Below are 14,610 nucleotides of genomic sequence, written 5' to 3'. Positions count from 1 at the left end.
CTCGGACAGGCTAGTGGATATAGTCGTTAGCAATTAAACCAGTGTACTATAACTTAAAGTGTCGAATAAGATCATTTAATTCTTCTGCAGAATTTGCAAGCTGTTCGGTGCTTGCGGCAACTTCTTCCATAGAACTGCTTGTTTGTTCTGTTGAAGCAGCAATTTCCTCGACACCTGCTGCAGACTCTTCTGAAACAGAGGCAATCTCTTCGACGGAATTATTCACCTGTTTGGTGCTATCTGCAATCTCCAAAAGATTTTCTATTACCGTATTAATGTCTGTTACCATTGTTCCTATAGACACTTCAACTTCTTCTAACATTTCAGCGGTTGACTGGATTTGATATGTACCCTGTTCCACTTCTTTATAACCGCCTTCCAGTGAAGTTGTTACACTACTTGTCTCTGTCTGGATTGTATCAACAATTCCCGTAATATCCCCTACAGAAGCAGATACCTGCTCAGCAAGTTTCCGGACTTCATCTGCTACAACAGCGAAACCTTTACCATGTTCCCCAGCTCTTGCTGCTTCAATTGCTGCATTCAAAGCAAGCAAGTTCGTTTGCCCAGCAATTTCCTGAATAACCGAAATCAGCTTGGAAATCTCCTGTGATTGTGAATCAAGTCCTTGAACCTTTTGAACAGAAATTTTAACGAGTTGATTAATTTTCTTCATTTGATCGTTAGAATTTGCCATAAGCTGGCCACCAATTCTTAGTTTTTCTAAGACATTATTTGAATGTGAATGAACACTTTCACCCTTATCTTTTGCTTCCTCAACCTTCTTAGAGAATATACCCATAACATTAGCTAAATCACTCGCACTGTTTGCCTGTGCTTCAGATCCAGTCGCTAATTCATCCATCGTGATTGCCACCTGATCAGAACCCGCCTTTACTTCGTTGGCAGAGCTTGTTAGTTCTTCCCCCTGACTTGATAAAAGTTCAGATACTTCGTTAATTTTTGTAACGATATTTTTTAAATCTTGGCTCATCTCATTCGTTGAAATAATAAGCTGACCGGTTTCATCTTTTGTCGAAACTTCGAGTGGTTCTTGGCTAATATCTCCGCTAGAAACTAACTTCATCCGTTGCATGACAGCATTAATCGGCTTCGTAATACTTCTGCTTGTAAGTAATGCTGAGACAATTGCTACGATAACTATAATTACACCGAATACAATCATTGTAGTGAAGTTTGATGTGCCATTTTCAATAATATCATCACCTAGACCAGTAATTATCGCTTCCCTGTTTTTAGCTGCCGCGAGCATATAATCAATGATTTCATCTGTAAGTGGACTTAGATCGTTCATCATCAAATCTAGTGCTTCATCTTGATTTCCATTTTCATATAGTGCAATGATTTCATCTGTCAGGGTACCCCATTCGATTTTTTTATCGACAAGCTCCCTGTTCTCTTTACTGTCATTTAACGCCAGTAATTCTTCTTCTAATTCAAACGACGCTGCAAGTGAATCATTAAATTTATTCTTTTCATTTTCATCATCAAATAATAGATAGCCTCTTAAGTAAGCTTCGCGTATTGCCATATTATTCGCCAGGTTTTCATCGACAATCAGCAAGGATAGTTGATAATCCATGATTTCCCTTGTTTGTTCATTTGTAGTACGAATCATAGTTGAATTAAATAAGATAAAAATAAACAAGAGAATAATCAGAACTGCAAAACCAGAAAAAACTCTTGAACGAATACTTTTAAAATTATATAACTTCTTCAATACTTTTCCTTCTTTCATATATTAGTAAGTTTCTCTTAAGTTGCCTATCTTAGTTCGCAGTTTATCTCGACAACGGGTTAGATAACAACAAGTCATTTCGCTGGTATGAGCAGTGCGGAGTCCCAATCTATGTGAAAACAGTCTTTAAAATAGACATCTAACAGAACTAGATTATTAAGGGATGTTTATTTCATAGTTTGGTAGGATCAATACTTCCACTCGTCTGTTTTTTGCGCGATTTTCATCACTAGTATTTGGTACAATGGGTTGATGCTCCCCGAAACCTTTGGCACTGAATAGCGTGGGATCTAGCTTTTGGTTCTCCAAAATAATCCGCATAAAATTGAGTGCTCTTGTAACACTAAGTTCCCAGTTGGAGCTAAATTCGGATATACCAATTGGAACATCATCCGCATGACCACTAATTACAATTTGGTATGGTGGATCTGTGTGTAAAAGTTCGGAAACATCCTGCGCAACTTGCTGTCCTTCTGCTTTAACTTCTGCACTGCCAGAGTCAAAGAAAACATCATTTACAATTGTGATTAGTAACCCTTCATCCGTTAACTCGGTTCCCAATTGATCTGTAAGACTACTTTCATAGATATAATGTTGGATCATTGATTGCAACTGTTCCAATCGAAGAAGTTCACCTTCAGCCTGTGATCTGCTGTCCGATTCCTTTTCCTCTTTTTTTTCCTCCTGCAGTTCTTCAGCTGGCGGGGATTCTACCGGTGTATTGTTTTGCTCTAACATACCAGTTCCACTGCTTGAGAATTCACTACGAAACACACTAGCGAGTTGTTCATATTTTTGGACGTTAATATCACTCATTGCAAATAACACGATAAAAAGCGCTACTAGAAGTGTAAGCAAATCGGAATATGGGAGCAGCCAAGATTCATCGATATGGGCTTGTTTCTTCTTTTTCCTTCTACTCATTCGTATCAGCCCGCTTTATTGCCGCCAATTCTTTACTCGAAAGCAATGATCCAAGTTTCTCTCTAACAATCATTTTTGAATCTCCTGTAGTTATGGAAAGAATTCCTTCTATCATAATTTCCTTTTGCAAGACTTCCTTTTTTGACTTTTCGCGTAATTTATTTGCAAACGGATGCCATAACACATAACCAGTGAAAATTCCCAATAAGGTTGCAACAAATGCAGCAGAAATCGCTTGACCGAGAGCATCTATGTCTGACATATCTCCTAATGCAGCAATCAGTCCAATTACCGCACCAAGCACTCCTAATGTCGGTGCATATGTACCAGCCTGAGAGAAGATAGCTGCACCCTCCTCATGTCTTTGCTCCATTGCATCTATTTTTTCAAGCATAATATCTTTTATAAAATCTGGAGACTGCCCATCAATCGCAAGTTGTAATCCAGATGATAAAAAAGGGTCATCTACCTCAGCAAGCTTTTGTTCCAGTGCTAGAATGCCTTCTTTACGCGTCTGATTTGCCCATTCACCGAATATTGCAATCAGTTCTTTTGTGTCTGTTTCATTTTGTTCCGTAAAAAGGATTTTAAATAGAGCAGGAACTTTCTTTAGGACACTTGCAGGAAAAGCAATAGTTACCGCTGCAACAGTTCCTAAAAGGATGATTAGGATTGCTGCGGGATTCACAATTGCCATGATACTTACACCCTTCAGCACCATCCCTACTCCAACCGCAATGAGTCCTAATAATAAACCTATAATTGACGTCTTATCCATGGGGCTACCTCCTTTAGAATATAAATTCCATTGTTCTTACTCTTTTTATCGGTTCAATTTGTAATCTGTGTAGTAATTCACAGGAATGTGGAATATTTTGATTAATCATTCCTCTAAGCCGAAACTAGCCGTCACTCATATAGTGGAAGCTCTATAACGATTATTCGACAAGATACGGGGAGTGACAGGCACCCCGTATTTCCTGTAGAATAAACTTATATTTTTTAGTGAGAGGATGTGTGACTTTATATGTTAAAGACATTTGAATTAGACACAAAAAAACATTCAGAAATGGTGGATATTACTGGAGAAATTGAAGGGTGGATTCGTGATGAAGGTATAACAGATGGTATAGCGATTATCTCTTCTCTTCATACAACAGCAGGTATTACGGTAAATGAGAATGCGGACCCCGATGTGAAACGGGACATGTTGATGAGGCTGGATGAAGTTTATCCGTGGGAACATGTAAAAGATAGACATCTAGAAGGAAATACAGCATCCCACCTAAAGGTAAGTACTGTTGGACATGTACAGACACTTATCATTTCAGGTGGCGAGTTAGTACTTGGTACATGGCAGGGGGTCTACTTCTGTGAGTTTGACGGACCGAGACGAAACCGGAAGTATGTTGTCAAGATAGTGGAAGGTTAGATAAGTAGTTTTCATATAAATAAGGATTAGACAGTATAATTAGTGTTTTGCGAATTTCCACTTGATGACAAGCATATAATCAACTATACTATGTTTTTAGATTGATATTTTTCTCACAAAATCAACGACAACACTGAAAGCGCAAACAAACTAATTTAGGGGGGATTATGTTTTGAAAGTGTTAACTTCATTTTTTGATCGGATGGTCCAGCGTTATTTACCCGATGCTTTTCTATTTGCTATTATTTTAACTTTTATCGTGTTTTTATTAGGTGTGTTCTTTACAGATAGTGGACCAGTGCAGATGGTTGAACATTGGGGAACTGGTTTTTGGGATTTACTAGCCTTTGCAATGCAAATGTCATTGATTGTTGTTACAGGTTATATTTTAGCAAGTACGCCATTTGTCAAAAACATATTGGCGAAGCTTAGTAAATTCGCAAATACACCTGGACAGGCAATTATGTTAGTTACTTTCGTTGCCAGTATTGCTTGTTTGATTAATTATGGATTTGGACTTGTTGTTGGCGCTCTCTTCGCCATCCATGTTGCGAAACGCGTTCCCACCGTGGACTATCGCTTGTTAATCGCTAGTGCCTATAGCGGATTTCTCGTCTGGCATGGTGGTTTTTCCGCCTCCATCCCTTTAACCATTGCGACACCTGGGCATTTTTTAGAGGATGCGATGGGAACAATTCCTGTGATAGAAACTATATTCAGTCCCTTTAATATATTTATGGTACTTGCTTTAGTTATTACCTTACCTTTTTTTAATCGCTATTTATTAAAGGGTACAGATCCGTTATCGAATACGAATACTCAATTATGGAAATCCGATTCCGAAAATGAGGAAGGAATAAAAACATTACTACCTTCTACACCAGCTGAAAAGCTTGAAAACAGCCAGATTGTTTCTCTCTTAATCGGATTGATGGGACTTGCTTATATTGTCTATCATTTTGCGACAAACGGATTTGATTTAAATATCAATATCGTCAATTTTATTTTCCTATTTCTTGGAATCATTCTTCATAAAACACCAAGACGTTTTCTGGATACAGTTAATAAAGGTGTTAAAAATGCGGGAGGAATCATTATTCAATTTCCCTTTTATGCAGGGATTATGGGGATGATGGTTGCATCCGGTTTATCGGAGCAAATGTCATTATGGTTCGTCAGCTTTTCAACTGATTATACACTGCCGTTTTTTGCCTTTATAAGTGCAGGTATTGTGAACTTCTTCGTTCCCTCAGGTGGAGGTCAATGGGCAGTTCAAGGTCCAATTATGATTCAAGCAGCTCTTGAAACCGGAGCAGACACAGCAAAAACCGCCATGGCAGTTGCATGGGGAGACGCATGGACAAACATGATTCAACCATTCTGGGCACTGCCTGCATTGGCAATAGCCGGCCTGAAAGTTCGTGACATTATGGGATTCTGTGTCATGATACTACTATTTAGCCTGATCCCTATATCAATTGGTTTGTTATTATTCTAAAAAACATCCCTCGCCCACACAGGAGTCGAGGGATGTTTTTTTGACGACTGCTTTTTTTCTGTCTGATGAATTGTAAAATTTACTGGTACCTATAGCATAGTTACTTCTATCTAATTGTCGAATAAATATGCTATTATTCGTTTTCTTTCCATATTATTCTTCGTTAGCTGGTATGTAAAGCTTAGTCATATTTTCCTATCTACTCTATAAAGGTCATTAATTGTCCCGAATTACAACTCATTCGTCAAAATTTTTAAGATAAGATTAAATGGAATTTAATGTAAATATTATTTATAATATAGGAAACTGATGTTCTTTCAGGTTGTATAATAGTTATTAATTTTGCCTTTACTAAGATAGAAGGGAGGAAAATTAGGATGGAAAAAAATACAATTCCTAACAAGGAACATTGTGAATACACATGGGCAAGAAAGTTTGTTGATGAAAATGAGTTTATTTTCCGAAACAATCTAATGCGATCATTTTTGCTTACGAAGAAAAATTATTTTCTTCTGGATCAGTCCATCCGCTATTCAACGTGTGATACGAAGAAGGCTTTAGATAAGGCATTCCAGGATCATCTTTCCGAGATAAGGTTAATTAGTCAACTATCAAATGATTTGAGAAGGCATGCTATTCGTTACGACCAAAAAATTAACTTGGACAGAAAACGGCAATTACTAATTTTGGACCAGCCAATTCGCGAAGATGCCATGAACATCACATCAAATGTGGATCTTATTGCAGATGATTACACAACTATTGATGAAGAAGCATTGGCAAACAATCAACATTTGGAAAGTTATATTGAAAATCCCGCCCTGTATCATGCTATTCTTTCCCTCACACCAAGACAGAAATATATTTTAGAAGCATCGTATCTTTTCAATATGACTGATACGGAAATCGCTGCTAAAGAAGGTGTCTCCCAGCAATCTATTTCAAAAACAAGAAGTAAGGCTTTAAGTATCCTGAAAAAAAAGCTAATAATGGAGGAGGGAAAACATGATTGAAATCTCTACTCTTTCTTTTATGATTCAAACATTGGAAAACGTCGGATTCCCCGTAGTGGTGACTTTAGTTTTATTGATACGTTATGAAGTTAGAATGGAACGCTTAGAACAACATTCGAAAAAATTATCAGATGTTATTAATGAATTAAGGAGAGATATATCATGACTCGACTCATTGACTTAACGAAAAAAGTTCAAGAGCATAATGATATCGACTCACTGGAAATTGTTCTTCATTTATTCGAGCCTAAAATCAGGGCCTCTTTGAAACAAACTTCTCCTCAAGAACAGGGCGACCTATCTCAAGAACTTAAAATAAAAGTAATAGAGATAGTCAGGCAATACGACTTTAGTAACACTTATGGTTTTTGGGAATTTACAGATATACTAAAAGAACAACATTCCTTGGATTACGCTGAATCAAAGTAACTTGCAAAAAAGTATAAATAAAATAGAATAGATTCTTTTAAGGGAGGAGTATGTATTAAAATATTGCCTAATAAAAAAGTAATTTATTTCGTTTTTAATTTCCATCCTCCAATATAGACCGTTCCCCTATCCTTAGGGGACGGCTACATATTGCTAGAGAAAACGCGTTTAAACTACTTTTCGTCTCCCCCACTTTTTCTAGGTGGGGGAAGAATGCCACTTTTCACCCCTTTGTTCTCTTACTGTCATCCTGATCTCTATTGATGTACAAGTCTCCATATCGAAATTCTTCTAACGCTCTATGCAAACAAATTCTGATTTGCACATTCCGACTAAGGTATAAACATAAGGAAAGGGAGAACATTGTGTTCTCCCTTTCCTTATGTTTAGCTTTCCTGGACTGTTTCAGCTGGAATTTGTAGATAACTTTTTGCCATTCGGGTGGCACTCTCAGCATCAATATATCCCCAAATGTCATCAAGTGTTGGGTGAGATGTTGCTTTTAAGATACTCTTTATATCATTTGGACTGAGCTCAGGATTCGCTTCCAACATGAGGGCAATGATACCTGCACAAATTGGTGTTGCCATCGATGTCCCTGATAATTGGATATAATTCCCATCTATAATCATCTCTGGTACTTCGGATTCAATGCTTGAGCCCGGAGCTAACAAGGAGATAATATTTGTGCCTGGTGCATAAATATCCGGTTTAATCAGCGTATCAATTGTTGGACCTCTACTCGAATAATCTGCTATCAGATCATCCGTTCGCTCTAATGTGTTCTGGTCATCAGTCGATCCAACCGTTATGATAAAAGGGTCGATTGCAGGAGTACTGATCGTTGCTGCAGTAGGTCCACTATTCCCGGCAGCAGCACATACAACAATTCCTTGATGCCAGGCAGCTTGGGCAGCTAGTGACAATGGATCATCCCTGAAAGATTCATAGGCAGGGGCCCCGAGCGAAAGAGAGATGATACGTATGTTATGCTCTTCTTTATGATCCATACACCATTCCAATCCCTCAATAATCGTGGATAGTCTACCACTTCCTTGTTCATCTAAAACCTTTAAGCCAATGATAGAGGCTTCTGGTGCCGGGCCCACATACTTTCCATCGGAGAGGGTTCCATTTCCAGCAGCATCACCAGCACAATGTGTTCCATGCCCATTATCATCATACGGTTTGCTTTCCCCGTTTATAAAATCATGAAAAGCTATAATTCTATTTGAAGGATTGGTCAAATCCTCATGTGGGTGGATGCCTGTATCGATGACTGCAATCGTAACACCATTTCCAGTTAAATTCAGCTGTTCCCTTACTTTAACTGCACCTGTTTGCTCACAGGCAATATCCAGAAAGGAAGTTACTATCCGGTCGTAAAAGATCCGATTTACTGCTTCATGGTCTTTAATTTGTTTAATCTTATCAGGTGTTAAATGGCCTTTTACACCATTAATACTGTGTAGTTCTTTACCGAGTTTGTTATGGGAGTCAACATTGCATGCATGTAAGAGGTCGTCTTTTTTGTCTTGATTACAATTATTCAAATAAACGATAATGGGGATTTCATTGTTGCTGGTTACATTCTTGCTTACTTTTCGGGAATTTCGTAATTGTTCCACTAAGCCAGGATCCAGTTTACGTTCGGCATCTTCAAACCATACTTTTTTTCTATTACTCATTTTACTCCTCCTTTTATAATCATCTACCTTCACTGATAGACTATCATATAAAGTAATGAAAAAAATCAGACTTGATAACTATTTTTAGAAAATTATAATAAAAATATAGTAGTTTTGTCGACAATTAGAACAAATCTCGGATTCCGAAGTAGAGATTTGTTTATTGCTAATGCTTACAGACTAGAGGACCCGTGTTAAAAAGAATAAGTTTGCAAAAAAAACAAGCCTGCCTTAGCACGCTTAGCTGATTGCTTGATAGAATATGATTTCTTTTTTTGCTCTACCCATAATACATTCCAGGACCTGAGACAGTCTATGGTCAAGACTCTTTGCATTTTGTTCCAAATCGTGGATAGTTATCTCCATATCATTTACCCGTAATTCTAACTGATTTATCAATTGATCCATATAATGGCTATTTTCTTGTACATCTTTAATATCGTCAAGTAATTTTGTAACAGATCCCAACAACTCATCAATCATTTCTTGAGTCAAATCTTCCCCTCCTATACTTTTATTTTAGTTCAGTCGTTCATACATTCACAAGTGTATTTAGTATGAATTAAAGATAGTTTATAGGTCATATTATCTGTATTTCATAAGAAAAATAGTTTATAAAATAAATCATCGTTAAGGTTACTAATGGCTGCTCGTTCATTTATGATATGCTTATGATATAAATATAAATGCAAAGGAGTGGTATATAATGGACAGTGCTATAACAGATCAAATTATTGGCTGTTACCAGAAATTAATTAACGCTTGGAACAATCGCCAAGCCCGTGATATGGCAAATGTATTTACAGTAGATGGGGTACAAATTGGTTTTGATGGCAGTCTGGCAGATGGTCGTGAGGAGATTTTTTCACATATTTCTCCAATATTTAGAGACCACCCTACCGCACCGTTTGTAACAAAGATAAAAGAGATAAATTTGCTAAATAACGATACAGCTTTGTTACGTGCAATTGCTGGGATGGTGCCACACGGCCAACCAGATATTAAGCCTGAACTAAATGCACACCAAACAATGGTTGCCGTTCATAAAGATGGAAGCTGGCATGTGAAACTTTTTCAGAATACACCTGCACAGTTTCATGGAAGACCAGAGCTTGTAGAAGAGATGACAAATGAACTTAGGGAGGTACGTAACGAAGGAGTAAACGACTTTTAAGAAAAGCCGTTTACTCTGCTCGGGACTTTTACTCCGTTTCTTCAATCATCCGATTTAAATTATCAGCTGATTGTGTGAGACTAGCTGTTATAAAAGCAGTCAAAATAAATACCACCCCTCATTCAGAGGCGTGGCATGTTATTATTTATTCTCACTTAAAATATTTCCTGCTAGGGCATATAACACTGTATAGGTGACAAAATGGGATGAATTATCATTTGTATCCTGTTGTGGGTATACTTCCACATAGTCCATGCCACGAATACCGAGTTTCGCAAATTCATGAACAAGCTCCAATAATTCATAGGAAGTGACACCATTTCCATCAACAGGCCCACCAGGATTGAAGGCAAAATCCAAAACATCACTGCAAATACTTAGGTAAACTGCTTCTGTCCCATCGCTTGCAATATCGTATGCCTTTCGTGCAAGCACCGTCAGATCTGTTCCAGCTTTCCTGATTTCTCTCACAGAGATTGTTGTTGCGCCAACTTCTGCTGCATACTTTCCTGTTTCGGGCTTGTTGCGTGGACCATGGATTCCCATATGAACAATACTCTCATTCCGAACACTTTCACTTTCATAAATTCGATGAAATGGTGTACTGCGTGCGTAAAGGTCACCATCGTAATCTGGATGGTTATCATAATGGGCATCCAAATGAATAATTCCGACTTTCCCCTCTACTTCTTCACTTAATGCCTTCACAATCGGATAAGTAATCCCATGATCTCCCCCAAAGGCAACCGGGAATTTTCCCGTTTTCCAAACTTCCGTTGCAAAACTTTCAATGCGGTTCATTGTTTCCAACGTATCTGCTGGAACAATATCGATATCACCCAGATCACCAATCTTATAATGACTCAAAACATCCATATGATTCAATTCTGGTAAATAACCAGAATAACGAGCGGAATTTAAACGGATAACCTTTGGACCAAGCTCACAGCCTGTATAATCCCCCCATGTTACCGCACCTTCCCAAGGTACACCATACACAAGTACATCTCTATCCTGAAAACTAGTATCTTTTAGGCTAACTTTCTTTCCGCCTAAATAACAAGGTGTATTGCCATAGATTTTTTCTGTCATAACTTTTCACTCCTAATTTATTTGACTCCAGAAACTTTATCAAATTCATCCAACATTTCTTTTGTAGGTCCTTTTCCTATAAGACTGAATACGATAATTGCCATACTTGATAAAATAAATCCAGGTACCATTTCATATAATTCTGAACCTGTTAGTGGCCATAGGAATATGGTAATACCACCAACAATAATCCCAGCCAAAATTCCATTACGCGTTGTTTTCCGCCAAAATAGGGAGAACAAGATTGCCGGTCCAAATGTTGCACCAAAACCAGCCCATGCATACGATACAAGATCAAGTACAGAACTGCTCTCATTCCACGCAAGTATCAATGCAATGATTGCAATAACAAGTACAGATATCCTTCCGACCCATACAAGTTCCTTATCGCTTGCCTTTTTACGCAAATATCTTCGGTAAAAGTCTTCTGATAAAGCACTGGATGATACGAGCAACTGGGAATCAACCGTACTCATAATTGCTGCTAATACTGCTGCAAGTAAAAAGCCTGCAACCCACGGATTATAAACGACCTGTACGAGTTGAATGAAAACCTGCTCCGAATCAGCTAATGGCTGATCAAATGTTACAATCCCAAGCATCCCTATAATTAAAGCACCATACAATGGAATAACAAGTCCCAGAGAAACACTTATTAAACGTGCTTTCCTGACTTCTTTATGTGAACGAATCGCCATAAACCTTGCTAAAATATGTGGCTGTCCAAAATAACCAAGACCCCAGGCAAGTGCTGAAATAATACCGACCGCTCCAATTGCCCCAGCAGATTCCCATAGAACTCCACCTGCTTCGTCATAGGATGTAGCTGCAAATGCATTTATTAAACTACTGTTGATAGAACCCAGTTGACTAAACAATTCCCCAAATCCACCAATTTGAATCAATCCATAAATAGAAGTAAATAGTAATGCTGCTGACATCAATACACCTTGAATAAAATCTGTATAACTAACTGCTAGAAATCCACCTAAAAACGTGTATGCAACAATAATAATTGCTCCAACTACTAAAGAGAAATGGTAATCAATTTCAAATGTCCCTTGGAATAATTTCGCACCTGCAACTAGTCCTGAAGCGGTATAGAAGAGGAAAAACGCTAAAATAAACAATGCGGAAATGACTCTTAATAAATGAGAATTATCACGAAAACGGTTTTCAAAAAACTGTGGTAATGTAATCGAATCATTTGTATACTCGGTATAAACTCTTAAGCGCTTTGCCACGTACTGCCAGTTAATCATCGCACCAACAGCCAAACCAATGGCAATCCACAAACTCCACTGACCAAGACCTGCCGCATATGCTGCACCAGGTAAACCGATAAGTAGCCAACCACTGAAATCACTCGCAGATGCCGAAAATGCCGTTACCCAGCTATTTAATTTACGACCACCGAGAACATAATCTGATAATGTGTTTGTCATTCTGTAGGTAATAATTCCGATGGTTATCATAACTGCTAGATATGCGATAAATGTTATAAGTGTTGGATTCATACATCATCACTCCCCTTGTCCGTAAAGAAAGTAATAATCGCCCATACTACCAACAATGGCATCGGTACTGCAAACCAAAACAATGTCCAGCCATCAAGCATAAATACCTCCATAATAAGCCCCCTATTATATTTATTCATATACCCTTTCCATTTTCCCATGCTGAATAACATTAAACCAGAAAATTAAAAATATTCTTGTATAGTTTAAAAATATGTAATTAGACTAGGTATTATAACTAGATATTTGAATTTCGCAACCTTCTAATCTATTTTACCTGGGTCATTCTTAGCATTATTTTAAAATATAATTTTATAATATAGTTAGTTTGAGTGATGGCTAATTTTAATAGCATGCTATAATTAAGATGGAATTTAATAAATAATTTGAATTATATGAATAAATAGAAGGAGGAGAAATATGCAAAGAAGTTTTATTTGTATCTTTATCACTGGTTTACTAGCTTTCTCCATTATTATTACCACAGGTACGCCAGTACAGGCTAAAAAGGATTCTAAGCATCGCTTTACTTGGGGGGATCCTGGACCTACAGCACCCGTCTTACATCCAGGTTCCGTACATGGAGCTGGAATGCTTTCGGAACCTTTACTAGAAATCGGCCCTTATATGGAAGCAGCAATTGAAGACGGAGCATTCCCCGGGGCTGTTACCTTCGTTGCGAGGAAAGGTCATATTGTACAACATAATGCATATGGACATGCATACTTATATGAAGATTACAAAGGCAATACAGCCGACCAACCAATAAAAATGAGCAATGATACAATATTTGATCTCGCCTCCATCAGCAAAATTTTCACTTCAACAGCAGCTATGATTTTGTATGAACAAGGCTTTTTTAAACTTGATGACCCTGTTGCTGATTATATTCCGGAATTTGCAGAGAATGGAAAAGAAAATGTAACGATTAAACAACTTATGACTCACACATCAGGATTTACCCCATGGATTCCACTTCATACGATTGGAGATAATCGTGAAGATAGACTGCAATATGTTTATCAGTACCCACTTAATAACTCACCAGGATCTACATACACTTACAGCGATTTAAACATGATCACCTTAGGAGCGCTTATTGAACGTTTATCAGGACAGCGTCTCGATGAATTTGTTTATGAGAACATCACAAAACCATTAAAAATGAATGATACAATGTACAACCCACCAGAATCATTAATTCATCGTATTGCTGCAACCGAATACCAGCCTGGGATAAACAGGGGACTTGTTTGGGGTGAAGTACATGATGAAAGTGCTTGGGTCTTGGATGGCATCGCAGGACATGCAGGGGTATTTTCATCTGCAGAGGATCTAGGTAAGTTTGCACATATGTTCATCAATGATGGACGTTATGATGGAAAACGAATCCTCAAGCCGGAAACGGTGGAACTATTAGTTGAAAACCAAATTCCTGAATTCCCTGGAAATGATCATGGATTAGGATGGGAAATTTCACAAGCATGGTACATGGACGGGCTCTCCGGACCAGCATCAATTGGTCATACCGGTTATACAGGAACATCGCTTGTCGTTAATATGGAGAACGATACCGTCGCGATTCTTTTAACAAATCGTGTCCATCCATCACGTGATACGGTATCAACAAACACCGCTAGAAAACAGCTTGCAAGACTTGTTGCTAATGCAATACCCGTTGCTACTCCAAAGAGTGATGGCACCTGGTATGCCGGACATGGTGATCTTTTAGAAAATCGCACACTAACAGTCGAAGTTAATTTAGAAGATGATGCGACACTGTCCTATGATACGTGGTACAGAATTGAAAATTATTGGGATTTCGGTTATTTAGAAGTATCAAGTGATGGTGAACATTGGAATACTGTTAAAGATGCCTATTCCGGAAGCAGTAAGGACTGGCTTCATGAACAAATTGAGATTCCTGCAAATACGACCCAAATTCGGTTTCGTTACTCTACCGATGTAGGTGGAAATGAACGTGGCTGGTATGTAAGCAATTTAAAACTCACTGATTCCTCAAAAGAAAACATACCTTTTGAAGTGGTAAGCAACGGATGGGTTGAACGCAATTATTAGAATGA

At 38.0% G+C, this 14,610-nt stretch carries 14 protein-coding genes; 7 read left to right on the top strand and 7 right to left on the bottom strand.

Features of this window, described 5'->3' with window-relative positions:
- Positions 1-46: 46 nt before the first annotated feature.
- The 3 genes from BV906_RS06065 to motA all read right to left on the bottom strand — a co-directional run bounded on the left by BV906_RS06065 (position 47) and on the right by motA (position 3,461).
- A complete protein-coding gene (locus BV906_RS06065; protein WP_087972805.1) occupies positions 47-1,741 on the bottom strand; it encodes a methyl-accepting chemotaxis protein in 1,695 nt (564 codons plus the stop codon).
- 174 nt (positions 1,742-1,915) lie between these two features.
- Complete coding sequence (gene motB, locus BV906_RS06060; RefSeq protein WP_087972540.1) at positions 1,916-2,683, bottom strand: flagellar motor protein MotB; 768 nt, start codon at positions 2,681-2,683, stop codon at positions 1,916-1,918.
- Complete coding sequence (gene motA, locus BV906_RS06055) at positions 2,676-3,461, bottom strand: flagellar motor stator protein MotA (protein ID WP_087972539.1); 786 nt, start codon at positions 3,459-3,461, stop codon at positions 2,676-2,678. Before motA ends, motB begins: the two co-directional genes overlap by 8 nt.
- Before the next feature lie 249 nt (positions 3,462-3,710).
- Here motA and BV906_RS06050 point away from each other — a divergent pair, with 249 nt between their 5' ends.
- The 5 genes from BV906_RS06050 (at position 3,711) to BV906_RS06030 (ending at position 7,055) form a co-directional block, all read left to right on the top strand.
- A complete protein-coding gene (locus BV906_RS06050) occupies positions 3,711-4,115 on the top strand; it encodes a secondary thiamine-phosphate synthase enzyme YjbQ (protein WP_087972538.1) in 405 nt (134 codons plus the stop codon).
- Between the two features lie 172 nt (positions 4,116-4,287).
- Positions 4,288-5,613, top strand: a complete 1,326-nt coding sequence (locus BV906_RS06045) for a short-chain fatty acid transporter (protein WP_087972537.1) — start codon at positions 4,288-4,290, stop codon at positions 5,611-5,613.
- A gap of 377 nt (positions 5,614-5,990) precedes the next feature.
- Positions 5,991-6,626 carry a sigma-70 family RNA polymerase sigma factor gene (locus tag BV906_RS06040; RefSeq protein WP_087972536.1) on the top strand — a complete coding sequence of 212 codons (636 nt, stop codon included), beginning with the start codon at positions 5,991-5,993 and terminating at the stop codon, positions 6,624-6,626.
- Positions 6,619-6,792, top strand: a complete 174-nt coding sequence (locus BV906_RS06035) for a YvrJ family protein (protein ID WP_087972535.1) — start codon at positions 6,619-6,621, stop codon at positions 6,790-6,792. Before BV906_RS06040 ends, BV906_RS06035 begins: the two co-directional genes overlap by 8 nt.
- Positions 6,789-7,055, top strand: a complete 267-nt coding sequence (locus BV906_RS06030; protein WP_087972534.1) for a helix-turn-helix domain-containing protein — start codon at positions 6,789-6,791, stop codon at positions 7,053-7,055. The genes BV906_RS06035 and BV906_RS06030 overlap by 4 nt, the downstream gene beginning before the upstream one ends.
- A 386-nt stretch (positions 7,056-7,441) precedes the next feature.
- On the opposite strand, the gene BV906_RS06025 is transcribed toward BV906_RS06030, so the two are convergent.
- Positions 7,442-8,743 (bottom strand): S8 family serine peptidase, encoded by a 1,302-nt coding sequence (locus BV906_RS06025; RefSeq protein WP_087972533.1) that lies wholly within the window; start codon positions 8,741-8,743, stop codon positions 7,442-7,444.
- Positions 8,744-8,983: 240 nt separating this feature from the next.
- The gene (locus BV906_RS06020; RefSeq protein ID WP_087972532.1) at positions 8,984-9,238 is read right to left on the bottom strand and encodes a hypothetical protein; all 255 of its coding nucleotides are present in this window, start codon (positions 9,236-9,238) and stop codon (positions 8,984-8,986) included.
- Between the two features lie 211 nt (positions 9,239-9,449).
- Here BV906_RS06020 and BV906_RS06015 point away from each other — a divergent pair, with 211 nt between their 5' ends.
- Positions 9,450-9,917: an SgcJ/EcaC family oxidoreductase gene (locus BV906_RS06015; RefSeq protein ID WP_087972531.1), complete on the top strand. Its 468-nt coding sequence runs from the start codon at positions 9,450-9,452 to the stop codon at positions 9,915-9,917.
- Positions 9,918-10,058: 141 nt separating this feature from the next.
- Here the strand turns inward: BV906_RS06015 and BV906_RS06010 are convergent, their stop codons facing one another.
- Both BV906_RS06010 and putP read right to left on the bottom strand, forming a co-directional pair.
- A complete protein-coding gene (locus BV906_RS06010; RefSeq protein ID WP_087972530.1) occupies positions 10,059-11,009 on the bottom strand; it encodes an agmatinase family protein in 951 nt (316 codons plus the stop codon).
- 17 nt (positions 11,010-11,026) lie between these two features.
- The gene (gene putP, locus BV906_RS06005) at positions 11,027-12,526 is read right to left on the bottom strand and encodes a sodium/proline symporter PutP (protein ID WP_087972529.1); all 1,500 of its coding nucleotides are present in this window, start codon (positions 12,524-12,526) and stop codon (positions 11,027-11,029) included.
- Between the two features lie 420 nt (positions 12,527-12,946).
- Between putP and BV906_RS06000 the strand changes: the two genes are divergently transcribed.
- Positions 12,947-14,605 carry a serine hydrolase domain-containing protein gene (locus tag BV906_RS06000; protein WP_087972528.1) on the top strand — a complete coding sequence of 553 codons (1,659 nt, stop codon included), beginning with the start codon at positions 12,947-12,949 and terminating at the stop codon, positions 14,603-14,605.
- Positions 14,606-14,610: the final 5 nt, after the last annotated feature.

The sequence above is a fragment of the Oceanobacillus rekensis genome, from assembly GCF_002153375.1.
Classification (GTDB): Bacteria; Bacillota; Bacilli; order Bacillales; family Amphibacillaceae; genus Oceanobacillus; species Oceanobacillus rekensis.
The sequence above is the reverse complement of the archived record's forward strand: the minus strand, read 5'-3'. Positions and strand labels throughout refer to the sequence as shown.

Excerpts from the sequence above, each read along its gene's own strand:
- BV906_RS06050 (WP_087972538.1), top strand. The coding sequence starts at position 3,711 with ATGTTAAAGACATTTGAATTAGACACAAAAAAACATTCAGAAATGGTG.
- BV906_RS06030 (WP_087972534.1), top strand. The coding sequence starts at position 6,789 with ATGACTCGACTCATTGACTTAACGAAAAAAGTTCAAGAGCATAATGAT.
- putP (WP_087972529.1), bottom strand. The coding sequence starts at position 12,526 with ATGAATCCAACACTTATAACATTTATCGCATATCTAGCAGTTATGATA.
- motA (WP_087972539.1), bottom strand. The coding sequence starts at position 3,461 with ATGGATAAGACGTCAATTATAGGTTTATTATTAGGACTCATTGCGGTT.
- BV906_RS06010 (WP_087972530.1), bottom strand. The coding sequence starts at position 11,009 with ATGACAGAAAAAATCTATGGCAATACACCTTGTTATTTAGGCGGAAAG.
- BV906_RS06025 (WP_087972533.1), bottom strand. The coding sequence starts at position 8,743 with ATGAGTAATAGAAAAAAAGTATGGTTTGAAGATGCCGAACGTAAACTG.
- BV906_RS06035 (WP_087972535.1), top strand. The coding sequence starts at position 6,619 with ATGATTGAAATCTCTACTCTTTCTTTTATGATTCAAACATTGGAAAAC.
- BV906_RS06015 (WP_087972531.1), top strand. The coding sequence starts at position 9,450 with ATGGACAGTGCTATAACAGATCAAATTATTGGCTGTTACCAGAAATTA.
- BV906_RS06000 (WP_087972528.1), top strand. The coding sequence starts at position 12,947 with ATGCAAAGAAGTTTTATTTGTATCTTTATCACTGGTTTACTAGCTTTC.
- motB (WP_087972540.1), bottom strand. The coding sequence starts at position 2,683 with ATGAGTAGAAGGAAAAAGAAGAAACAAGCCCATATCGATGAATCTTGG.
- BV906_RS06040 (WP_087972536.1), top strand. The coding sequence starts at position 5,991 with ATGGAAAAAAATACAATTCCTAACAAGGAACATTGTGAATACACATGG.